The sequence below is a fragment of the Paraflavitalea sp. genome (assembly GCF_059502485.1).
Map to the genome: position 1 here is coordinate 276,494 of NZ_JCACET010000011.1, position 24,094 is coordinate 300,587.

Here is a 24,094-nt window from a genome sequence, read left to right on the forward strand (position 1 = left end):
ATATTAATTTACGATATACAACCTGATGCTGTTGAGTCGCGTCGCCTCTCCATCGTCATTCATATACAACAGCAGCCCCATCGAGAAAGTAGTCTTTTGGGTCACTTCGAAAGTGGTATCCCACCACCACCAGCCGCTTTCAAGTTTGGCGGAAGCGAAAGCCGTATTCACATTGTCTACATCTGGCAAGCCATTGGTGCCGGGCATAGCCACCAGGTATACATCGTTTCTCGCTCCACGGTGGTACCAGTCTACTGATCCCTCGAATTTATACTTTCCGGGAGGCAAAGTAACGATCTGGTGGATCTTACCATTCTGGATAGCTGCTCCACCCCACCCTGCTTCGAAATAGATCTTGGCATCGCTGGAATTATCTGTACCGCCATAACCATTGTGGTTCTTGGCGGCAGGGTTGGTGATCCAGTCGCGCAGGGTAGCCCAACGGCTGCCATCATTCGCTGAATTGGCTACGGGCTTCACACTATTCAGTAATATCACTTCGGTAAATGCCGGCAATTCTTTCTTTGTTACGGTAAATGTATCGATACCAACTTTCTCCGGCAGATATAGTGTGTTATAACTAAGCAAATTTTTAATGCCTACATTGGGAATAACGGTTTGTTGATCTACCAACTGCGCTGGCACAATGGTATCACGAACAACATTATCGCCATTCGTATAATGTATCTGCATGCCGAGCACGCCTACATATGCATCCACATTGGCCCAGTTGATCGTGGCTGATCCATCGGCCGCAAAACTCGTCTTCAGTACTACGCGGTTACCACGTTGGTTAACGGAGGATTGAAAGCTTTGTCCATACACATTGCCGGTGGCGATCATGGGGATGGATTTATTACCCTTGGCATCATACGTGCGTATGGTAAAGGTGATCGGTCCTTCGGGCAGGTTGGGCACGATCTGTTTCATCGTATCAACGCCGCCTGAACGCACAAAAGGTGCTTCAAGAGAATCGCTGCCGCTGTTCCAGAAGATGCGGTATTTGGCTACACGGGGATCACTCTTCAGTATACCGGTAACCATAGCGCGGTTTTTACCGGGTATCACTTTCAGGGAATCGAAGGTGGAAGGATAGATGATCTCCCCTCCTTCTGCGTGTTTTTTATAATCGTCCATTTTTTTGCACGAAGCAATGACGAGGAACGCCCCTGCAAGGCAAATTGGTATATTAATGATGTATCGTTTCATGAACTTAGTTTTATGGTGTGTTATTCAGTGGCCCAGACATTCATGTTCTGGATAACGATGAAATAAGCGCCTATCCAGTTTGTCAGGCATTTGATGCGCAGGTACCGGTAAGGCGGCGTGTCTTCATTGAAATCGAATGTAAACCCGGCAGAACCGGCAGCGTAGTCGGCACTGTTTTCCTGACCCAGCGGCAGGCCGGAAGGTTTTACCACTTCACAGGTCAATATCTTCGTCCACTTAGACCAGTCCCCATCGCGTGTAGGCTCATTGGAGCCATACACTTCAAACCTGCGGGGGCTTCCTTTTGCATAATAGAAATTCCCTTCCCGGCGGGTAAGCAGGTTGAAGCGCGTTAGCTTAACCGGCTGTTGGCCGAGGCTCCAGGTAATGGTGGTGGGCACACCAGAGCTTTCGTCAGTATAAGTGCAGGGCCATTCATTGTTGAGCAACCCCGTGAACATCATATCAACGGTGGTATTGAACGACATTTTGGTGTCGTTGTCGCACACATACGAGGAGAACTTTGTTCTGTCGAGCAGCACTTCCTTGGCGGGTGTGATGGAGGCATACAAGGTGTCGGTTGTATTGAGCCAGCGATCACGTACAAAGAAGGCAAACTTCTTTTGTACGGGTGTGAGGCCGCGGATGCTGGTAGCGATGATGGAATCGCTGGTGTAGATATTGTCCAGGCTGATGTAATCGCCCTTGCTGGCAGAGTCCATCAATGGAACGATCACTACATTGCCCTTGTATTGGTTGAGTGATTTTATCCGGATACCACCGGCGGTGGCAGTTACCTGCAGGTTGCGAAATACCAATTGGATGGGTGATACCAGTGGCGATACTTCTGCATTCACGGCAGCAGAGGCCACCTCACTCTTGTTCACAGCTATCAGCTGTATAGTATGTTTCAGCGTATCTGAAAACCCATCTACTCTCAACTGATTGGTGTAGGTAGATGCTTTCACTTCCCGCTTTGTACCGTTGGCCAGGGTATACATGGCCTTGATGTATAACAGGTCAGGATCGGCAGGCAGCGTATAGGTGATCAACGCGGCACCATGCTCGTTGGTGACCTGTACATTGGAAACCTGTCCGGGAGGATTGGAATTGTTTTCCGTGATCCCGTTGGGGTCTTCTTTGGTGCAACTCCACATTCCTGTTATCCCAAGGAAAGCGGCTATTATTAAAGTTTGTTTTTTCATATTAATCTGTTTTGCAAGCCTTGTTAATGATGATTACCAGCCCGGATTTTGTACGAGGTTTTCGTTTACCGGCAGGTTGTTTTCTCTGATGGGCCACAGGTAATCCCTGGGCACTACAAAACGCATATTGTAATAGGTGGTCGGTGTATAGAACAGGTCGGGCCTGTCGGCAGTACCACTCCTGTCCCATCCGGTTACGTTGCCGTTGAGCAATTGACCAGCCAGTTTCCAGCGACGCAGGTCCCAGAAGCGGTGCCCTTCAAACGACAGCTCGATATTGCGCTCTGCGCGGATAATTTCGCGCAGTCCATCCTTGCTGGTGTAAGCGGCAGGATTCGTAGAAAAGTTGGTCCAGCTTTGTTGTACAGTAGGCAGGCCTGCACGCTCACGCACCATGTTGAGGTATTTGTATACATCTTCCTGTGGGCCGGAGGCTTCGTTCAATGCTTCTGCATAGAGCAGGTACAATTCGGCCAGGCGCATGGTGGGCAGCGGATAATCTTCTATATGGCTGCTGTTGTTGCTTTGGTAAGCAAACTTCCAGTTCACCATTTTCTTGGGATAATAAGTTGTGATCGTTACGGCTACACCAGCGCCAAACTGTCCCAGTCTCAATTGAGCGCTCCAGGTATTTTCATCAGTACGGCTGGGGCTGTTCTGCATATACCAGCGGCCACCATCGAAACCAAGGTCGGCATAGAAACGCGGTTCGCGGTCGTAGTTGATGCGCGCTGTTTGATAGCCCTCTACAAAGTTGATGCGTTCACTGTTGTTGGCAGTGCGCAGCTGATTGGCGTTGGAGAAGTCCAGTGTTTTATCTTCTGTGATGGGTACACCATTTTTGCTATAGAACTGACGCACCACCTGCATGGTTGGCCCGAGGGTTCCATAAATGCTGGAGTTGCCGGAGTTGGCAGGGTCTATGTGTGCCATAGAGGAGTATTGTAACTGCCAGGTAGAAGATTCTGAATTGGCCCAGATCCATTCCTGGTTCCACTTTTCACATACCGCATTGCGTACGCTCATCTGGGTAATAGTGCCGGGCGTCAGGTTGAAGCCTGTAGTATTGATAAACTTATAAAGGAAGATACCAGCATCTTCACAAGCCTTGATGGCGGCAGCACCTGCAGCAGCAGCGCGTTGCCATTTTTCTACACTATACGTTGTATTGACAAGTGGTCTGCCTTGTTTGTCTTTGAACGTGAGGTAATCCTGGTTGCCATTGAACAGAGGGCTGGCGCCCAGTACCAACACCTTCGCTTTCATACTTAAAGCGATGGCCTTGGTGATGCGGCCCAACTCAACAGAAGGCGTCAGTAATGCTACCGGCAATTTGGCCACTGCCTGGTCCATGAGGCCGGCAATGTAGTTCACTACTGAATCTACTGGTTCACGTCTTACCTTGGTTTGTTCCAGCGGCGCATTGATGGGAATGCTTTTGTCCATGATGGGAATAGGTCCATATTGGCGCAGCAACAGGTAATGGTAATAGGCTTTCAGGAACATCACTTCGCCCAACCACCTGTCTCTTTCGTCGGCAGTGAGGTCTGGTATTTTGCTGGTGTTGCTTACATTTTCAATGAAGGTGTTGCAGGTGCGGATACCTGTGAACATGTTGTCGTAACCTACATTCTCAAAGTAATCTCCATCCCAGATATTGCCATAAGGTCTTACCACATTCTGGTTGCCGCGGGCGATGTTCCAGTTGGTAGCCGTAAGACTCGCTGGTGGATAGGCCAGCCAGAATTCGTCACCGGCCTGGTAAGCTACGTTGCTCACCGGGTCGCCGTCATTGGGGAGGTATGAGTAGCAGGATGCGAGGTATTTCTCGGCCTCCGCGCGCATGGTGAATGCATTATCGAGTGTTGCTACGTTATCCGGCACCACATCGAGGAAGTTCTTTTTACAAGCTGTTGCTGTCAGTATCAGCAGGAAAGCCGGGATGTAATATTTTGGTTTCATTTGTTGTTCGTTTTGTTTGAATCGTGAATCGGCAGTCGGCAATCGGCAGTGGTTCGTATCTGTTCGAGCTTACCGGTAAATGGCGACTGCTAAAACCCGAAGTTGATGCCGAAGTTGTATACTGCCTGTACAGGGTAACCAAGGCCGTTGCCACCCATTTCAGGGTCCCACAGTTTAAACTTGCTGATGGCAAACAGGTTTTGCCCGTTGGCATATACCCGGAAGTTGGAGAAATGCAGGCGCTGTAAAAACTTGCTGGGCAGGTTGTATCCCAACTCCACTGTTTTCAACCGCATGAAGGCACCGTTGCGCAACCACCAGTTGGAGGCTTGTGAGTTGTTGTCGTTGAAACGTGGGTCGAGCCTGGGCCAGAAGGCGTGCAGGTCCTGGTTTTCTTCAGACCAATGGCTTTCGGCAATGGCTGTCAGCAATCCGTTCTGTGAACCACCATTGAGAACAAAGGGTGAAATATTATAAGGATTAATGAAGAATGATACGCGCGCGTTGCCCTGGAAGAAGGCGCTGAAGTCGAAAGCCTTGTATCCGAGGGAGAAGCCGAAGCCATACGTGATCTCCGGGGTAGTTGGATGTCCCAGCGGCACTATATCCAGCCCTGTGATCTGTCCATCGCCATTGATGTCGCGGTATTTGATATCGCCACCCATTGGCTTGTTGCCACCAAAACTTTGTACTGGTGAGTTGGCTGCTTCGATATCATCCACAAATAATCTTTCTGCCACAAGGCCATATACCTGGTTGAGGGAGTTGCCGATGCGCGACAGGTATTTCAGGTTATCAGGATAGTTGGGCTCTTCGTTGATGAGGAACTTGCTGGTAGCATAGGTCATGTTGCCACGCACTTGTAACCACAGGCTTCTTTTGAAGGTCTTGGAGTAATCTATCGCTATATCCACACCCTTGCGTGATGCTTTACCCACGTTTGCTCTTACAGTAGCTTCCAATCCCATTGTGCTGGGGATAGTGCTTCTATCCATCAGGATGTTGGAGCGTATTGCATGGAAGGCGTCTACGGTTACATTGATGCCATTGGCGAAAGAAAGGTCCATACCATAGTTCGTCATCACGTCCTTTTCCCAGGTAATGGCCGTGTTGGCATAGCGGCCGATGGAATAGCCTGTTACATAATAATTCTGACTGGAACCCCAGTGGAAGCCACGGCCATCATTATTAGGGTTAACATTGGAGAGATAGAAAAACCGGTCGTTCACGTTACCGATCTGGTCATTACCTACCAGACCATAGGTAAAGCGGAACTTCAGGTTGGATACATAATCTTTTGCTTTGTCGAAGAAAGGTTCATTAGACACTACCCAACCAAGACCCGCAGAGGGGAAGAAACCAAAGCGGTTGTTGGAAGCAAAACGCTCGGAACCGTTGTAACCAAAGTTCGCTTCGGCGAGGTAACGGGCGTCGAATGCATAGGTAAAGCGTCCTGACACACCGAGGTTCCTTTGCGGCAATGATGATTGCAGATCGCCGGCGTTTGCATTGAGGAAGTTGCGCATAATGCCAATCACCATACCACTTACAGCATGCTTATCATTAAAGGTGCGGCTGTAGTTGGCAGAGAACTGTGCATAGGTTACGGTATTCAGGATCTTATCGCCCTGCTCATAGTTGAGGTACTCAGTCCCCTGCCCTTTGTTGATGGGCGTCAATACGGTGAGCTTGCCATTAGGATCGGGCAATAAAGTATAATAGAAAGGACGATACCTTCTGTTCACATTGAAGAAGGAATACCGCTGGGTGAATGCCATAAAGTTGGCAGACAAGCCCGGGGTAATGAAGTTCAGGTTCTGGTTAACCTCGATCTGTGCGTTGAGTGTCGAAGTATTGTATTGCTGGAATCCTGATACCATGCCGGCAAAAGGATTGTTGTACAGCGAGGTGGTATTGCCAATGAACGCATTACCAAACAGCGGGTGGTTGAGATACGGTGCATAGCTGGATGGATAATACGCCGGGAACATTACCGGGTTGGACCATATGGCGCTGTTGAATACTGCGCGTCCACCATTCACCCAGTTGCCGTATTCATCACGATAGCCCACAGGACCGTTGTAGTCATCAAACTGACCAGAAGTCCTTACGATTACTTTGGTAGAAGGCGTGACGTTGATGCTTACGTTGGAGCGTACGCTGTAGTTACTGAGTTTGATATTGCTGTTGAAGCTGCTGCCGGGTACGGTACGCAGGATACCCCTGTCGATGTTGTAGGTACCAGCAATATAATACTGTGCTGTTTTGCCACCGCCACTTACGTTGAGGTTGGCTTTCTGGTTCACAGAATAATCTCTTATCAATTGGTCGATCCAGTTGTTGCTGGGATATTGGAGGGGATCATCTCCTGCAGCGGTGTGGTCGATCTTGTTTTGTGAATAGGGCAATACGCCGAGCGGGTCCCTGGTAAGCACGGCCTCATTGGCCAGCTTCATATAAGTAATGTTATCGGCAAACTTGAAGTTGCGCGTATTGGTAGTAACCGGTGCTTCCAGGCGCACATTAAATTTGGCCCTGCCTTCGGTACCCAGTTTGGTCGTCACCAGGATCACACCGTTGGCACCTCGTGCGCCATAGAGTGAGGCGGCAGCGGCATCTTTCAATACAGAGAAGCCGGTAATGTCATCCGGTTGCAAGCGGGCGAGGTCGGTATTGGACGATTCCATACCATCGATCAGGATGAGGGGATCGCGTTTACCAGCGCCAAAGGTGCCTACGCCGCGGATGAAGAAGGCCGCATTATCTGCGCCCGGCTCACCGCTTTGCTGGTAAGCGATCACACCCGAGATCCTACCGGCCAGCATGGTGGTAAGGTTGCTGGTGGGACCACGCAGTTCTTTGGGGTTGATGGAGGTAATGGAGGCCACCATACTTTGTTTTTTCTGCCGCCCGTATGCCACCACGATCACATCGCCCGTGGTATCGGCACTGAGGCTCAGCAGCACACGTATGGGTTGTCCTTTGCGGGCCATCACATCTTTGGAGCGGTAGCCTACAAAGGAAATTTCCAGCAGCGCCTGGTTGCCGGAGATGTCCATAGAGAAATGCCCTTTTTCATCGGTGCTGGTGCCCTGTTTGGTGCCTTTGATCATAACCGACACGCTGCCCAATGGCATCGAGCTGGCGCTATCGACCACGGTACCGGAAATGGTACCACCTGAGTCCTGGGCCAACGCACCAGTAGCAACCAATAATGAAAAGGTGAATAAGATGGAAGGGAGCAGAATGGGAATGGCGCGTGGATGAGCGATCAGTCGCCCTGCACGGCAAGCAATTCTTTTAATCATAATAAAAAGCAATGTTAGTTTTCCAAATTTGACAGATTCGGGGTTAGTCGCAGTCCTATCTGTACTATCCTATACTATACTACTACAAATATACTTTTATTTTGTATGGAGCAAAATATTTTTGACCACGATTTGTTGGATTTAATGGATTGGAAGGAATTATAATACGCATAAACTCGCTCGCCTCTGGCGAGTGAGGGTATTTGCAAGCCTCTGGCTTGCTGTGAACAAGCCGGAGGCTTGTAAATAGGCGTCACCAGCGAGACGCTGGCGACTGAAGAGATGCACAACACTTGAGTACGACTACTGCGCTATTTTATAGATCGCTGCGTCAGATGGTGAAATTGTGAGCGAAAGCTGACCGGTAGTTGTAGAGGATGTTTGGGTGAACAGCTCCTGCAATTTTAATTTGGCGCCCTTCTTCAGGCCAAGCCATTCAGGTGATATGGTATAGGTGCGGGCAGATTGATCATAATTAAATACGGCCAGGTAAGTGATGCCATCGATGGTGCGGGTAAACAGTTCCGGCGCTCTCTTTCCTGAATTGGCATCTACGGGCCTGAAGCTGCGGCCGTCTTTGATGATGTTCAACAGCTCTTTGTTTTGCAGCAACTGTTTGGCGACTGTGCTCCATTCGCCGGTAGCAGAGAAGTCATCGCCCGTGATCAGTGTGCCTGTCACCAGCGCAGAGGCCAGCCTGGCCCTGTTGGCGCCGGGCTTTTCTTTGTTGAATACAATGTGATCGGCATCTACGTAATCGTAGAGCTTGTTTTGCCACCAGCCATATCCTGTACTGTTCAGAGTATATTCTGTGTTGTCGATAGCGCTGAAGGCGTCACAGGCAATGCGCCGCATATGTACATATCGCCCGGTAGCCATGGTAGGTGAAATAGCCGCATACGTCAGCATTTTGCCATCCAGTACACTGTCTAAAAACTCCATTCCTATTTTATAGGCTTGCATGCCGGTAGTGACGGAAGGATCGTAGAAATGATCGCTTTCCATGGCACCATGTCCCAGGAAATCGATCTTGATCATTTCAAATCCCAACTCTTTGAAGGTATTGATATAATAAACAATGCGGTCTTTAGTGCCGGGATAGGTTGGGTCCATGGCGCGTGCGCCATCCACTTCTGTGGGCACTCCTTTCTGCGTGATCCAGGAAGCCGGGTAACTAAAAGTGGAGCCCTCGATCTTACGATCATATTTGCCCCAGTCGGCAAAAGGACCCCAATAGATGCCGGGTACCATTTTTTTGCTGCGGCAGTATTGTACGAATTCTTTTAGCTGACTTACATCACCTTTTAAGCCTCCCTTTACAAGATTGTCCCAATAAGAATCGAGATCGATGTACAGGGTATTGTCTTCATTACGGAAATGTTTGCAGCTATCGGCGAAGAAGTCCACTACCCTTTTGGCTTTATCGATGTTGAGGTGATTTTGTATAACGCCCCAGCTGTTCCATCCCATAGGTGTAGCTTTGTTCCACTTAAATATTTTACGGGGTTCGGCAAGCGTATTGGCCTTGGCGTATTCTTCCATACCGGTGCGCCAGTCGTCGAACATACCCACCATTATTTTAGGTGAACTACACAGGGTGTCATTGACTGACACTTTGCCGTGCCGGATATTATCATGGGTAACTACACTGTCAGTAAATCCGGCATAAGCCATCAACAATGCTTCGCCTTTGTCTAGCGCCCGCACATTAATGCCTGACTTCCAAACGTCATGTTCTATCGAGCCGATAATTAACCCCTGATGGTTGTCATTATTGTACAAGGCCGTTACCTCACTGCTGATATAATTGGCTTTACTCAGCGGCTGAGCGTCGAAGCGCGCCCACATATCATTGTCAAAAGGCACCTGCAGCGCACGTATATCTCCTGCATCTTCTATTATGAGCAAGCTCCGGTAGAGTGGTGAAATGAAATCAGCCGCAGCCTCCTTTCCATACACTTTTGCCTGTACAAAAAAGAAGGACTTCCCTGGGTATACGTAAAAGAGTTGCTGCATGCGCATGCCTTCTTCAGTTCGCTCTATGATATGTAGTTTTCCTTTCCCCCACGCATCGTTAATGGAAGTGACTGAATGTTTTCGTTTGCTTGCGTTGGTGCTTTTGAGTGCAACATTTCCGCCATATGCGGCGGAGGCGTCTTCGATAACCCGTTTGCCATTGAATATTACATTGTAAGTACCACTGAACATATAGTACCGTATAGTATCTTTTTTACCAAAGGGAATATTGATGATGTCATTTTTATCTCCGGCTATGCAAACAGTAGAAAGATTACATAAGAGCATGATGGCAACCATCATCTTTACCGGCGTTTTGCCTGACATATATTTCATTTGTCTATTCACGGTTTTATTCATGGGGTGGTTATGTTGTATCTGTTTTATGCTATACCTGCTTTTGAAAACAAGAAAAAGGCGCCTGCCATGCCTGCAATCAGCAACAGGAAGAACCAATACCGGTGGCGCCAGGGTTGCAGGTCTACCACTGCCAGGTTGCGCGGTGTGTAGGGTTCTGCCAATGGCTTCCACTTCCCTATCGCCAGTATCAGCAATACTGTTACTATAAACAGGATGGCTACCACATGCAGGTAATGCATTTGTATATCGAACACGAACTGGCTTAGTGTATAGGTAATGATGAAGAATAATAAACCGATACGGGCTGCCAATTCAGGCACGCGTTTCGTGAGAAATCCTACGATCATTACCGTAAATACCGGTACGCTGAAGAAGCTGGATATCTTTTGTATGTAATGATAAAAGCCTCCTTCGAAATAAAGAATGAAGGGTGAAAAGCACATGGCAATGGCTGTGATGCTGATCTGAAAAGTACGGCCAGCTTTTACCAGTTCACGGTCACTCGCCTGTCCTTTTCGCCAGGGTTTGTACAGGTTCATGATGAATAGGGTTCCTGTACTGTTGAGGCCAGCATTGAAGGTACTAATGCCTGCACCAAAAATGATGGCTGCTATGAAGCCGGTCATGATGGGCGGCAACACATCGCCTACGAGCCGCGGATATACCGTGGCTGTATTGGTGATATTAGGATACAGGTGCACAGCTATCAGGCCGGGCACGTTAAGCAATAAGGGTGACAGCAATTTGCCCAGACAAGCCAGCGACATTCCTTTCTGTCCTTGCGATAAACTCTTAGCTGCCAGGGCCTGCTGCATGATGTATTGTTCCATGCCCCAGTAATAGAGGTTGATGAGGAACATGCCCGTAAACAGGGTGCTGAATGGTATGGGATCGTGGGAACCTCCAATGGCATTGAGGTGTTCTTTTTTTGAACCGAGAAGGGTTTGCACACCTTTTGTAGCACTGCCATCGCCCAGGTAGCGCAGGCTAAACCAGAGTAAGGCAAGGCCACCTATCAATAAGCCTGTTCCCTGCACCAGATCGGACACAGTGATGGCTTTGAAACCTCCCAGTACCGTGTAGCAACAACCGATCACACCTATCAACACTACCAACAACCAGATGGCAGAGAAATAACTAATGCCCAAGGCTTCATCGATGTGAAAGATGCCATTGAGCGCCACGGCGCTTCCATATAAAATAGTAGGTATCAGTGTGACCAGGTAGCTGGCCAGGAAGATGAGTGATACGATCTTCTTAAGCCCGGGTCCAAATCGGTGTTCAAGGTAATCGGGTGTGGTGACGGCGCCCATGCGCAGGTAAATAGGCAGGAAAAACTCTGCCACAATGAGCATGGCAAGGATAGAACTCATGCCCCAGGCCATCACCGTCATATCGGTGGTATATACAAATTCGTTCTCTCCTACAAACTGGTTGCTGCTGAGGTTGGTGAGGAATAATGACATGCCCACCATCCAGAAGCCGAGGGTACGATTGCCCATAAAGTAGGCTACCGTGGTATTCAGCTGTATCTTCCTTGTTTTGAAGATGGCGACAGCTGCCACGGTGGCGAGGCATAGTAAGAAGCAAATAAATCCTGTCAGATTCATGGTGTATCAGATCATCATAGCGACTTGCGCCTGATTAACACAGTAGGGATTATTTCCTGGATCTTTTCTCTTTTCAGCACAAAGTCTGCTGCTTTTTCGGCCATCGCCCGGAAGTCGGCAGCATAGGTAGTGATGCCATCGAAGATCAGCTCTTTTACCACCTCATCGTTGTGAGAAAGGATGCCTACATCTTTACCAGGCTTCAGCTTCATCGTCTTGCAATCTTTCAGCATCATCCACAGCTCGGTATTGTTGATGGTAAAGTACACTTTCCCTTTTTCGAGGGTGCCGGGCAAATATTCGGCTCTTATCTCGTGCTTTACTTTATAGTCTTTTACAAACGACTTGAAGGCCTGCAGGATCTCAATGGGCGTATCGGCAGCAGGACGGTGGTAATAGATCATTGCATCGTACTCCTTGATGGTATCGCTAAGCTCTGCAAATACTTTATAGGACGAGTTCTTAAACTCCTGGGCCACATAGGAATGATCACCGCCTACTTTCTCGAAACGGTCAATCATGAGGAACTTGTCCATGGGCAGGGTTTCGAGGATGCCTGCCGTACGGGGGTGCGGGATTGGCGCTACCACATACATGCCATAGCGGCCACGGATGTTTTGTATGGTGCTGTCCAGTACATCTATATTGTTGTGGTGGAAGAAAACGTCGATATGCACGCCTTTGCCCAGCTTTGAGCGGAAGACCTTGTAGAAGGTTTCCTGGAAAGCATCGAAGGCAAAAAGGACCAGGGCCACCCGGAGGTGCTGGTTGATATCTATATTGGAAACAAAGAAGCCTACCCTGTTCTTGGACTCTACAATGCCACGCTTTACGAGGTCTTTATAGGCTTTGGCAATGGTTTCGCGGGCAAAGCCAAACTCATTGATCAGGTTGTTGACAGAAGGGAGCATATCGCCCTGCGACAGGGCTTTTTTCTGAATGGCACTCAATATGCCATTGACGAGCTGCTCGTGCTTGGACAGGCTGTTGACACCCTCCATCTCATAGATCTGCTTGTATACATCATCCATACGGCAATCACTTGGTTTGGTATGCTGGCAAAAGCCCAGCACAACAAATCTATCCTATTCTGTACTACTGGCAAAATAATGTTGGCTGCTTATTCACATCTGACCCATCCGTATCTGATCTTACCGGCTAATGTTGAATTATCGACATTAGCATCTATAATTATATCTGAACCTTTTATGCCTGAAAACCCTCTGTCTTTACCAGTATAGCCGCCATTCTTTGTTGGGCCAATTATTATTTGATCCTGCCGGAATAAAATGCTTAGGTATAAAGCGCTCTCATGATGTTCCTTGCCATTTTTAAACCCCGCTTTAGTTAAAAACTCCTTGTAATGTTGTTTGTAATCTTTGGGAATTGACAAGCCTGTTTGGGATAAATTAAGATGCTGCCGGATTATTGCCCCTAATGTCTCCAGGTCAGCATCAACAGGTAATGTTGTGATCTTTGTCGAGGAAATGCCGAAACCTTCTTTAACACGGTCAACTGTTTCAATGAGAATTTTATCAGGGTAAAGGGTTGCACCTGCCAGTAAGATTATTTCTTTGGGCTGCATGCTTTTTCGTCTTCTAAAGATGCTGATGATGCTCATTATACTTGCATAATGTCCAAATATATAGAATATCTGCTTGCTGAGTCTCAATACCTTACCCGGGCACGTGATTTGAAAGGGCTCTATAAAAACAACCATGGAAAAGCGTGTATTGGGGATCATCTTTTCGCTGTTGGGCGCCATTGGGCTCATTATGGCTGGCGTTAGCTTCATGAATGGCGGAGGTGGTTCCCGGAATGTCAAAAGTATTATCATTTATGCCATCCTGGGCGCTATATTCTTCTTTGCCGGTATGGGATTGATCAAAAATACTAAAGACAGGCCTTCCTGATGGAATGTGCCTGTCTTGATGGTTCATATGTATCTTTCGGTATTCCCTATTCGCACTAAGGGCTACTGTTTAACCAGCTCTTTCATCTCCTTCAGGTCGTACAGAAATATCTCTGGCTGGTCATCCTTGTCGAGCTTTCCGTTTTTGTTGGAGTCTATGCGTCCTGCAACGACAATTACGCCTGTCTGACGGTTGAGGGTCCAGTTGTTTACAAAGAAATCGTTATTGGTGATCTGGGTTTGTTGTTTTCCATCGGGTGTAAATATGATCACCTGTTTGGGATCATACCAGTCGATTGACCTGTTACCATTAAGATTAACCGTCCTGGCAGTTACCAGCACTTTGTTGATGTTGAGTGTGTCGAGTTTGAGTTGCTCGATGCCTTCGATATAGGCGTCTTTGGGAAATTCGATCTGTTTATTTTCTCCGTTGCGGGTATTGATAAACAGCAGGCGGCGCTCTTCTGCCTGCATCATTTTACCCCAGCTTTCCACAGATGCGAGTACATAATCTGTGCCTTTGAGTTCTGTGAGCTTATTGTAACTGGCGAAGACTTTACCGACCTGAGCAAACGAAGCGAGCATAAGGAGATTCAGGGCTACTGCAATAGTCAATGTCTTTTTCATACTATACATGTTGGGTGAGGAAAAAAGATTCTCACCTAATGTACTGTATTTTTCTGCCGTGTTGCATGGAGTAGCCTATACGCGCTATCGAAAGGTGTAAAAATTCTGTTAAAATGAATTGGCGTGGCCTGTCGCGGGCATTACTACCCTGTCAGGCATTGTATTATTTCTAAGACTTGGAGGTTATGTATTGCATCAGTTGGGTGGCGCTTGTCAGGGCCGGGCTTGCCAACGGGTCATTGAACAACACATCCATGGGGCCTTCACCAAAATAAAGTCCGTCGGAAACAAGGAACGTAATTCTCATAAGTCCCTTTGTTGGAGCCGGCCTTCTTGGCTTATCCCAGGGACCGATCTGGTTAACGATCTTTATGCTGTTATCAAAAAGCTGTCTCGTTATTGCGTTTGCATTGGGGTCATCGGTTGTTTCCCACACCAGGACATTGCCTGTATGGTTGATATATCTTGCTGTTCCGTCATGGAAGGAGGCTAAAACAACCAGTCCGTCATCAAGTCCTATTTCCACAATCACAGCCAGCAATTCTTTGTTGGCAGGCTTGTGTCCGACTGTGAGCTGTTTGTTATAAGCAAGCACTTTTATTCGTGGGTCTGCACTGGCGTCATCAATAATTCCCTGTAAGTCTGCAATGGAGGTATTGTCTGCAAACAGGATATCAAATGGATATGTGTATGGCTCTTTAGTATTTTGTACATACAGGCTTAAGTCGTCACAAAAGAGCAGGTTGTAAATGAAGTTTGTAGAGCTGTCCGTATAAGGGCCATTATTTACCGGTGTCTTCATGCTGAAAAGTCCCATTTTAATAGAAGGATTAATGATTAACGGTTGTAGTTGATTGAATTATTAAATGTACAGCCTGTAACCTTATTGAGAATGACTTATTTCTTGAAACAGACTGTATCGCTATTAAAATGGGGGAAAAACCCGCTGAAGTGCTTGTAGTTTTCCGGTCAATGTTCCATCTTTTCCGGTATCGCAGTTTTATTATACCGGCCACGGTACTCCAGCGGCGACAGGCCTGTGATCTTTTTAAATACTTCCCGGAAGGATTTGATATCGGCATAGCCCACATCATATAATACTTCGTTGATGGAATGCTGCGATGTTTCCAGTGCTTTTTTAGCTGCCTCTATCCGTACGCGCTGCAGGTATTCCAGTGGTGTGTTGCCAGTTGCTTTGATAAAGCGCCGGTCGAAGCTGCGGCGATTGATATTGAGATGAGCTGCCAGGTGATCAAACGATAGCTTTTCGGCCATGTTCTCTTCCATGTATACCTGTGCTTTTTTCACCAGTTCATCTTCATGTTCTTTCTGTGCGGAGAAGATAATGAAAGGCGACTGGCTAAAGCGATCAAGGTCTACCTGGAATACTTTGGAACAAAAGATGGCGGTGGAGCGATCATAATATTTTTCTACCAGGTAAATGAGGAGGTGGAGGAAAGAGTAAGCGCCGCCGTTGGTATAGATGCCTTGTTCATCTGTAATGATCTTTTCGGTTACCAGCTCTACCTGCGGGAATAGCTTCCGGAAGGAACCGGCAGCATTCCAGTGGGTGGAGCATTGTTTGCCATCCAGCAGTCCGGTAGCGGCCAATATAAATGCGCCGGTACAGATGCTGGCGATCTCCGCTCCTTTTTCGCGGTGTTCCCTGATCCAGGGCAGGTAATCCATATTGAGGGGGATCTTGGAGGCAAAATCTCCACTGAGGGCCGGTATAATGATCAGGTCGGTATGTTTGATGTCTGCAATAGAGGCGTGCGGCCGTATGGTAAATAAGCCATCGTATAACTCAATGGTCTGGGAAAGGCCAACTACCTGTATCCGGAAAACCGGTTCATGGCCAAGCCGTTGCCAGTAATCATTGGCTTTGAGAAAGAATTTGTAGGGACCGATGATGCTGCTAACGTTGTTTTTTCCCTCCGGCACCAGGATGGATACATGTTTCATGGCTATGATTTGCTATAAAGTTACGCCGAAAGCCTGTCTGAAATCCCCCTGAGGGCTGCCTGTTTGGCCCTCTTTCTATAAACAACCTCCTGACGATGTATGAATGCCTGTTTCCGGCCAACTAATGCCTGGTATCACCTCTTTGTGGTATGTGGCGGTATTGTTTTTATGCTGATCTTAGCGTCAAATCCGTGGCCCTTACATACTTACACCCAAACAACTATATCATGACCACCCGGATTTGCAAGCGCAAGAACCTGTCGGTTCTGTTATTTTTCTCATTTATTATCCTGTTTTCTCTATCCTCTTGCTATTCTGTCCGCATCGTCAACAAGGACGGTACACCTGAGCCTGACCCGCTGAATAATAGCGGTAATTTCTACAAGGGCAAAAAGGTGCATGTGATCGATACGACCATTTCCCTGAAGCTGCATGAAGGGGATTTTTACCTCATCGAAAAGTGCCCATCGGGTGGCTTTTACTCGGTTGAGTACCGCGTTACCTTCGGCGGCGTGCTGCTGAGCGCCATCACTTTTGGCAAAAAACGGAAAGTGAAGATCAAGTATGTGTGTTTGAAGGAGCAATAAAGGCAACAAGGCATTAAGACATTGAGGCAACGAGTTAGAAAAATGTATTAACATCAATTACACCAATTGTTATGGCTACTACTACGAAACATGCAATAGAAAACTGGGACACTTTTCACAACAACGGCCCGTTCCCTACTAAAGTATTATATAAAACTTCTCTTGCAGGAAAGGGCAATATGCCTTCCCTGATCGACCGCTATAATGATGCTGCCGCAGAGATACAGCGATTGCTTAAAGATGCATTGGACAAGCAGGAAGGTTTCAGGGCGTATGGCTCTGCCTGGTCTATGAATCATGTGGCTCACCAGAAGGATAATATGCATTTCAATGCGGAGATGAATACAAAGAAAGCCATTCTGGATGACGAGATGCATGCTGCTTCTACATTCAAACGGGAAAACCTGTTCTTTGTGCAATGTGGTAATGTGATCAAAGAGATACACAAGTTTGTATTCGATCATGGAAAGTCTTTAAAAGCTACGGGCGCCAGCAATGGACAAACTATTGCAGGGTGCATATCAACCGGCGTGCATGGTTCGGCGCTCGGTGTAGGTTCTGTACAGGATTGGGTGGTAGGGCTAAACCTGATTATTGGTCCCAACCCTGAAGATATCGTGTACCTGGAGCGTCATACAGAGCCCGCTTTGAATGAGGTGTTTGCCGGTCGTATCAAGGCAAGGGTGATACGCAATGACGGTTTGTTCAACGCGGCGCTGGTGGGGCTTGGTTCTTTTGGTTTTATTCATGGTGCTGTTATTGAAACGGAAGACCGCTTTTTATTGAAACGGTATGTAAAGAAGATCAATAAAGATCTGGCGATAGAGTTGTCCAAGACACTTGACTTTGCCAACTCTGCCTTTACCATTCCCGGCGAAACAGATGCTAATGGAAAGGGCAACACCGCTTTTCATTATAAGGTGTTCATCAATCCTTATGTCAATGATCCGGAATATGTGGTGGAAGCTATTTATAAAAAGCCGTATGTGGCAGAGTATCCCGATCCGCTACCACGCATCAAGACAGCTATTTACCGCGACCTCATTATCCTGTTTACCAAGATCGCAGAGAAGTATAAGAACAGCATTCCCAAGTTGATCAAGGTATTGGAAAAATCAGTGCTGCCAGCCGTGGACCTGGAAGCTACCGGCACGTTGGCAGAGATATTCTGGGATGCTCCTTACCAGGGACCTGCTTATGCTATTGCAGTAGGTGTTGACCACACCAACTCCGGGAAAGCGCTGGAACTATTGACCAAGCTGGCAAAGGATGAAGGACCTATTCCCGGCATCTATGCCATGCGGTTTGTAAAGCAGTCGAGGGCTACACTTGCCTTTACCAAATTTCCTATCACCTGCATGCTGGAGATCGATGGCCTGATCTGGAAGGCTAAGAAGAATAAGATCATCAGCATGGAGCAGTTCTGTAAACGCACTATTGAAGTACTTCAAGCTAATAATATACCCTTCACCATCCACTGGGGTAAAACTGCCGACTGGGCATTTCCCGGTCTTGTTCAATATATGTATGACGACAAGGCTACTACCTGGAAGGAATACCGCAGCGCATTGCTGACAGAGAAGACTGCGCAGTTATTCTCCAATAAATTCTTAGAGGATACAGGGTTGTCTACATACATTGCTAATACGTCACCAGACCTTGTTAAGTCAATCGTATGATAAGATTGACGAGTTGAGAGGTTAAAAGGTTGATAAGTGATGGTTGCAGCCCAGTCATTAGTCTGGCCGCTTTGAGCGGCCTGACTGTTATTGCGTGTTTTTGCAGGTTATTTTTCTTTCCACACCGCCTAAAAGTTGCACTAATATGCAGCAGGGTGCTGTATTTTAGGCGTAAACCTGCAAAACTAACACTTATGAAAAGATCTTTACTTGCTGTATGTCTTATGATCTTATCCTTGTTGGCTATAGGCCAGCAGCCGCCTAAACGTGAAATGCGCGGCGCCTGGATAGCTACTTACGCCAACATCGACTGGCCCAACCGCACACAAACACCCGCCCAGCAACGGGCCGCATTCCTTACCATCATCGACCACCACAAAGCAACTGGTATGAACACCTTGTTCATACAGGTACGCAGTCAATGTGATGCGCTTTACCCCAGCACCATCGAACCCTGGTCTGCCGACCTGACCGGTACACAAGGCAGGGAGCCAAGTACGCCCTGGGACCCCATGCAGTTCATGATCGATGAATGTCACAAGCGGGGTATCGAGTTTCATGCCTGGATCAACCCTTACCGGGCTGTTGCCAACTCGGGCAACCTGCCAGGCTTTGCTGCCAACCATGTGGCCAAGTTGCATCCCGATTGGTTGTTGAGTCAGGGCACTTTACGTGTGCTCGATCCCGGTTTACAGGTAGTACGTAATCATATATCCAGTGTTATTGTCGACATCGTGCAACGTTATGATGTGGATGGCATTCACTTCGATGATTACTTCTACCCTCCTGCTGCGCCGGCAGGTACTACGCCTTACAATGATGACTCTTCCTTTACGCTCGATCCACGCGGATTTACCAGCCGGGCCGATTGGCGTCGTGATAATGTGAATCTTTTAATATCAAGTCTGTACGACACCATCAAAGTATTGAAACCTTGGGTGAAGTTTGGCGTATCGCCTTCCGGTATTTACCGCAACAGTACCAACCCTGCTATTGGCACACCTACCAGTGGCCTGGAGCATTACACTACCCTCTTTGCAGATACCAAAAGATGGTTGCAGGAAGGCTGGGTAGATTATATTGCTCCGCAGGTATACTGGTATATAGGTCAGTCCGGGGCTAACTATGCAGCCATTGTTCCCTGGTGGAACAACCAGGCCAACGGCAGACATATTTATATAGGTATGGCCGGTTACAAGGTGAATGATCCTGCTCAGGGCGTCAACTGGGCCAATCCTTCCATGATCCCCAACGAAATGCGGCTGAACAGGGACCCGCTTTATCCTAATATTTATGGAGAGGCTATTTATAATACCAGCAGCTTGCGCAGCACCACTAAGCTGGGATTTCGCGATTCGCTGCGTTTGTTCTTTTACCAACGGCCAGCCCTGCTTCCACGCATGCCCTGGCGCGACAGCATAGCGCCTGACGCACCTGCTTCGCTCACAGCGGTAAAATACCCCGGCGATTCTGTGGTGTTGAACTGGGTGAAACCAACTGCTGCGACTGAGCTGGACAGGGCGATTCGTTTTGTCGTCTATCGCTCGGAAGATACTACTGTCGATATTAATAATGTCGATAACATCCTGACCATTACCAATACGGATACCACGCTCTTTGCAGATACTACCGGGTTGCCTGGTACTACTTATTATTATACCGTTACTGCGGTGGACCGATTTAACAATGAAAGTGTACTGTCCAATACAGCGTCCAACTTACCGCCATCTATCGTATGCCCGGGCAATCAAACGCTGTACCTCGACTCGGCCTGCAATATCGTGTTGCCTGATTACACTGCACAGGCATTGGTAAATAGTCAATCCGCCGTTACGGTAACACAAGTGCCGGCGGCAGGCACTGTGATCAATGGCAATGGCGCCGTAACTATTTCACTGACAGCTACAGATGCCGGCGGCAACGAAGCTTCCTGTGAGTTCGCGCTCACCATCACCGATAGTATTGCTCCGCTGATCACCAACGCAGCTGCTAGTCCTGCTGAAATATGGCCCCCCAACCTGCAGCTGAAAGATGTGACCATCAATTATGATGCTACAGATAATTGTGGTAGCGTTACCACCGCCCTGTCTGTTACCAGCAGTGAACCGGTAACCGGTGGCTTGTATGGCAATCTTGCGCCCGACTGGGTGATTGTAGACAATCACCATGTAAAACTGCGTGCAGAGAAAGGCTTGCTGAGTAATGGCCGCACTTACACCATTACGATTACAGCTACCGACCTGGCAGGTAACAGCAGTGCTCAACAGGTGCATGTACGGATACCACGTATTCCCAACGATCCATTCCCGGATGGCATACTTACTGTGAAGGCGTTCCCCAATCCTTCGCCCAATCAATTCTATGTACTTACTTTAAGTACTTCATTGCAGCCGTTGAGCTTCATCGTAACAGACAACACCGGTCGCACTGTGGAATCAAGAACAGGGTTAGCTGCCAATGGCTTGTTTACGCTTGGTGCTAATTATAGACCGGGCATGTATTACCTGCAGGTGAAACAAGGGAACAATATTCAAACAGTGAAGTTGGTGAAGTTGTAAAGAAAAGGCATCGAGTCCTTTGCTTAGATAGTTATTAAGGGGCTGACGTAAGTCAGTCCCTTTTTTGTGTCACAAATAAGCTAATCAGTGCAATTATCTACTTATTATATATGGATTATTTTTCGGTCACACGTATCATTTATTACGATCAGGGTCACATTACTTAACCTACGTAGTGTTTTCACTCACGTCTACGCATATAGTACAGTAGATATACGCTTGTTTTCGATATCGCATGCTCATTAACTTAGCGCATATTTCTTACCGACCATAGCACTCTCCCCAAAGACCCATTGTTAACTAATTAATTTCACTGTTCCGACCAATAGTCATAATCTGTTCAATCAGCATTGAACGAACCGACCCGTCATTTTCATACGTCATCGTTAAACCAAAAAATATGTCACAGCAATCCACTGATGAGATAATTCTCCGGGCTGCCTGGAAACTTTTATGGACGCCCAACACGCAGTACTATCTTCCCAATGTCATGAAAAATGGGTTAAACTGGAACAACATCCATATTCCTCCACTGGAAGGATCTTCCGTACAGGATATTGGCCCTATCAGCTTATTCAAAGACAGCGTGCTTGGCTATATTTCTCTTAAGATGAATAATAACAAGATCACTGGTCTACCTTCCATTACTGAGAAGGGGTTTGGTTATGACGACCCTACTCATACACTCACGCTCAAGATCGGTTTCGGACAGCTAAATTTCAGCGGTCATTATGAAGTGGACTCGGGTGGTATAGTAGGTTGTGCTATAGGTGCCGCCAATGGACTGCTGGGTGCTTCCCGCGCTATGGCTATGACTGGCGCTACAGCCGATAATATAGACCTCGCTTATCAGTATCGTGATAAGCTAACTGACCCATCCAATCCTAATGGCAATCAACTGGTGAATGCTTATTATGAGCAGAATGACACGCTCAATTCTATCGTATTGGCGCAGAACGCCAAAGTAAATGGCCACGACAATAAGAGCAATGGCTTTTTTCATAACGCCTGGATCTATTATACCACAGATGGAAAGGATACTGCATTTTTTATGAACAACACCAGTAATGCCGCAAAAAACCCGGATGATACAGGCACTGGATTTAATGATGATGGGTACAATCATCATGGTTTTTACATGGAAACTGTGCTCACTATTGAAGCTAATTCTTTGATCAAACTGGGTGACCCACGTGGACAGGAGTTGTACAACTCTATCTATGCCAATGCAGACAATAGCAACCTCAACGGTGAAGCTCACTCTTATGGCGGAAAAAGTGTCAACAATTTCATGGGCTATGTTAAAGACGGAGGTTCCAAATCGCTCCATCCAGATATGCTTGCGGCTTCCAAACTTCGTAAAGAAGCTATTTATCAGAAAGCCTACGAAGAAGCGCATGCTGCGCATGAAGAATGGCTGGCCAACAACCGGCACGAGGAGTACGCGCCTGAAACGAACCGTTTTGCCAGTACGGGTGATATTTCGCAGATTACCGGCTCCTTCACTGATAATTTTGGTTTACCTACTTTATCTGTTACAGGCACTGTAGCTATGCAGGGGACCGACCTGGTAGTAACTGTAACTGATCTTTCTGCCACCATCCCTTTGCTGCACGTAACGCTTAATCCCGATCATGCATCAGAGCTCAATGCAAGGGTCCAAAATGCTATTGCCAATATGAGTTTTATGCAAAACCTGATGGTAACAAAGATCACATCGGGCTTAAACAGCGATGATGTGAAAAAGTACCTGAGCGATCGCATAAACGATGCCATTAAAAAGATATTCGGATAATCCTCAACTTATCGACTTAAAACTAATTGTATGCCATTTGATGTAGCCGTTGGCGTAAGCCAGCAACAACTCGATTTGTGCAGTGCACAGCTATTTACCAGGATCCCCGACCTCTTTCAAGGGAGTGGCACCTCGGATCAGTTTCCAGGCATCACGATGACCTGGGCTGCCACTGCCCCACCCACGTTCAATCTTTCACCATCGAAGTCTACTGTGGAGGCACTGCATGAACAGGCAGCGGCAATGCACAGTAATAATGACCTGCAACTACCACAGGAAGTTTTACAGGCTGCCGTTGCGCAAAGCCCTGCCTTCGATGTCATTTTCCCCAATTTGCAGATCACGCTTAAGCAACCTAATAATGAGCAGACGGTACTCAACCTGAATGTTACGCTGTCCTGCCTGCTCAGTGTATCGGGCAATAACCTGACGCTGGCCGCCAGCAGTGCAAGTTTTACACCGCTCAAAGATCCCATGGAACAATTCTTTGCCAGTAAAGTGGTAATGCCTCAGTTATTGACGGCCTCTAACAAAGCGCTTGCCGGCCTTAGTATACCGCCTCCTGATATGCCCGGCATTAAGCTGTCGCCTATAGCCGCTACCGTGGCTGGTGGCGCCATCATAGCCGTCACCAATCTTATCAATAAAGGACCAGCCAGTATTCCCAATGGTTATCCATGGCCATCTACCAACTTCTTTGCGTTGCTTAGCCAGGATGCCATGCAGGCGGTGACAACATCGGCGCTGGGCCAATCGAAGAATTATTCCGGTGGTGGCAGCGTTGGCACCAGTGCAGGCGGCGCCGACTATCATTATTCTATCAATATCAACAATCCCACCATATCGCTACAGGGAACCAACCTGATCGTGGACTTTGGTATCGATGGTAATGTAGGCGCTAAGATTACTGTATTATGGATACCCATTGGCGTGAACTACGATGTACTGGGCGGCCCTGCACCACAGGCAACGTGTCAACTGGAGCCTGCTGGCAGCAACAGTGTGAATATAGTTGCCAGAAGTATCAATGCTTTCACTTTCCTGCTCAAGCCCAGCGGCAGTGTGTTGGAATGGATTCTTTCTGCTATTACCTGGCCCATTACGCAAGCTATTACAGCCGTGGTGACGCCAATCGTAAGTACTTCACTGCACAACATCAACTTTAGTTCGTACAACCTGCCTGCTTATAAGGTCAACATCAGTGGTACGCAGTTGAAGTTTGTGCCCCAGATCAGCAATGTAACCAGTTCGGGTGCGAATATGATGACCATTGTCGGAACGCTGGTCGTTTCCTGATACGA

17 protein-coding genes are annotated in these 24,094 nt (G+C 47.6%); 6 read left to right on the top strand and 11 right to left on the bottom strand.

The annotated features are described in order from the left end of the window. Positions 1 to 3: 3 nt before the first annotated feature. The 8 genes from AC5JBY_RS28960 to AC5JBY_RS28995 all read right to left on the bottom strand — a co-directional run bounded on the left by AC5JBY_RS28960 (position 4) and on the right by AC5JBY_RS28995 (position 13,291). On the bottom strand, positions 4 to 1,209 hold the full coding sequence (locus AC5JBY_RS28960; RefSeq protein ID WP_495908180.1) for a DUF4998 domain-containing protein: 1,206 nt from the start codon (positions 1,207 to 1,209) through the stop codon (positions 4 to 6). A 20-nt stretch (positions 1,210 to 1,229) separates the two neighbouring features. After that, complete coding sequence (locus tag AC5JBY_RS28965; RefSeq protein WP_495908181.1) at positions 1,230 to 2,414, bottom strand: DUF5000 domain-containing lipoprotein; 1,185 nt, start codon at positions 2,412 to 2,414, stop codon at positions 1,230 to 1,232. A gap of 33 nt (positions 2,415 to 2,447) precedes the next feature. Continuing rightward, positions 2,448 to 4,376, bottom strand: coding sequence for a RagB/SusD family nutrient uptake outer membrane protein (locus AC5JBY_RS28970; RefSeq protein WP_495908182.1), 1,929 nt, complete (start codon positions 4,374 to 4,376; stop codon positions 2,448 to 2,450). A gap of 89 nt (positions 4,377 to 4,465) precedes the next feature. Next, complete coding sequence (locus AC5JBY_RS28975) at positions 4,466 to 7,684, bottom strand: SusC/RagA family TonB-linked outer membrane protein (protein ID WP_495908183.1); 3,219 nt, start codon at positions 7,682 to 7,684, stop codon at positions 4,466 to 4,468. Between the two features lie 303 nt (positions 7,685 to 7,987). Beyond that, positions 7,988 to 10,036 (bottom strand): alpha-amylase family protein, encoded by a 2,049-nt coding sequence (locus AC5JBY_RS28980; protein ID WP_495908184.1) that lies wholly within the window; start codon positions 10,034 to 10,036, stop codon positions 7,988 to 7,990. Positions 10,037 to 10,083: 47 nt separating this feature from the next. Beyond that, the gene (locus tag AC5JBY_RS28985) at positions 10,084 to 11,670 is read right to left on the bottom strand and encodes a solute:sodium symporter family transporter (RefSeq protein ID WP_495908185.1); all 1,587 of its coding nucleotides are present in this window, start codon (positions 11,668 to 11,670) and stop codon (positions 10,084 to 10,086) included. A gap of 14 nt (positions 11,671 to 11,684) precedes the next feature. Beyond that, the gene (locus AC5JBY_RS28990) at positions 11,685 to 12,701 is read right to left on the bottom strand and encodes a GntR family transcriptional regulator (protein ID WP_495908186.1); all 1,017 of its coding nucleotides are present in this window, start codon (positions 12,699 to 12,701) and stop codon (positions 11,685 to 11,687) included. An 89-nt stretch (positions 12,702 to 12,790) separates the two neighbouring features. Further along, the gene (locus tag AC5JBY_RS28995; protein WP_495908187.1) at positions 12,791 to 13,291 is read right to left on the bottom strand and encodes a contact-dependent growth inhibition system immunity protein; all 501 of its coding nucleotides are present in this window, start codon (positions 13,289 to 13,291) and stop codon (positions 12,791 to 12,793) included. A 97-nt stretch (positions 13,292 to 13,388) separates the two neighbouring features. Here AC5JBY_RS28995 and AC5JBY_RS29000 point away from each other — a divergent pair, with 97 nt between their 5' ends. Further along, a complete protein-coding gene (locus AC5JBY_RS29000) occupies positions 13,389 to 13,583 on the top strand; it encodes a hypothetical protein (protein WP_495908188.1) in 195 nt (64 codons plus the stop codon). A 62-nt stretch (positions 13,584 to 13,645) separates the two neighbouring features. Here AC5JBY_RS29000 and AC5JBY_RS29005 read toward each other — a convergent pair whose 3' ends face one another. The 3 genes from AC5JBY_RS29005 to AC5JBY_RS29015 all read right to left on the bottom strand — a co-directional run bounded on the left by AC5JBY_RS29005 (position 13,646) and on the right by AC5JBY_RS29015 (position 16,174). Beyond that, positions 13,646 to 14,209, bottom strand: coding sequence for a hypothetical protein (locus AC5JBY_RS29005; protein ID WP_495908189.1), 564 nt, complete (start codon positions 14,207 to 14,209; stop codon positions 13,646 to 13,648). 169 nt (positions 14,210 to 14,378) lie between these two features. Further along, positions 14,379 to 15,011: a hypothetical protein gene (locus AC5JBY_RS29010; RefSeq protein ID WP_495908190.1), complete on the bottom strand. Its 633-nt coding sequence runs from the start codon at positions 15,009 to 15,011 to the stop codon at positions 14,379 to 14,381. A gap of 167 nt (positions 15,012 to 15,178) precedes the next feature. After that, the gene (locus AC5JBY_RS29015; protein WP_495908191.1) at positions 15,179 to 16,174 is read right to left on the bottom strand and encodes a GlxA family transcriptional regulator; all 996 of its coding nucleotides are present in this window, start codon (positions 16,172 to 16,174) and stop codon (positions 15,179 to 15,181) included. Between the two features lie 227 nt (positions 16,175 to 16,401). On the opposite strand from AC5JBY_RS29015, the gene AC5JBY_RS29020 reads away from it, so the two are divergent. The 5 genes from AC5JBY_RS29020 (at position 16,402) to AC5JBY_RS29040 (ending at position 24,089) form a co-directional block, all read left to right on the top strand. Continuing rightward, complete coding sequence (locus AC5JBY_RS29020) at positions 16,402 to 16,761, top strand: hypothetical protein (RefSeq protein ID WP_495908192.1); 360 nt, start codon at positions 16,402 to 16,404, stop codon at positions 16,759 to 16,761. A gap of 71 nt (positions 16,762 to 16,832) precedes the next feature. Then, positions 16,833 to 18,440 carry a hypothetical protein gene (locus AC5JBY_RS29025; RefSeq protein ID WP_495908193.1) on the top strand — a complete coding sequence of 536 codons (1,608 nt, stop codon included), beginning with the start codon at positions 16,833 to 16,835 and terminating at the stop codon, positions 18,438 to 18,440. Positions 18,441 to 18,634: 194 nt separating this feature from the next. Continuing rightward, on the top strand, positions 18,635 to 20,998 hold the full coding sequence (locus AC5JBY_RS29030; protein WP_495908194.1) for a family 10 glycosylhydrolase: 2,364 nt from the start codon (positions 18,635 to 18,637) through the stop codon (positions 20,996 to 20,998). 400 nt (positions 20,999 to 21,398) lie between these two features. Next, positions 21,399 to 22,793 (top strand): JHBP domain-containing protein, encoded by a 1,395-nt coding sequence (locus AC5JBY_RS29035; RefSeq protein ID WP_495908195.1) that lies wholly within the window; start codon positions 21,399 to 21,401, stop codon positions 22,791 to 22,793. A gap of 30 nt (positions 22,794 to 22,823) precedes the next feature. Continuing rightward, positions 22,824 to 24,089 (top strand): hypothetical protein, encoded by a 1,266-nt coding sequence (locus AC5JBY_RS29040; protein WP_495908196.1) that lies wholly within the window; start codon positions 22,824 to 22,826, stop codon positions 24,087 to 24,089. Positions 24,090 to 24,094 lie beyond the last annotated feature (5 nt).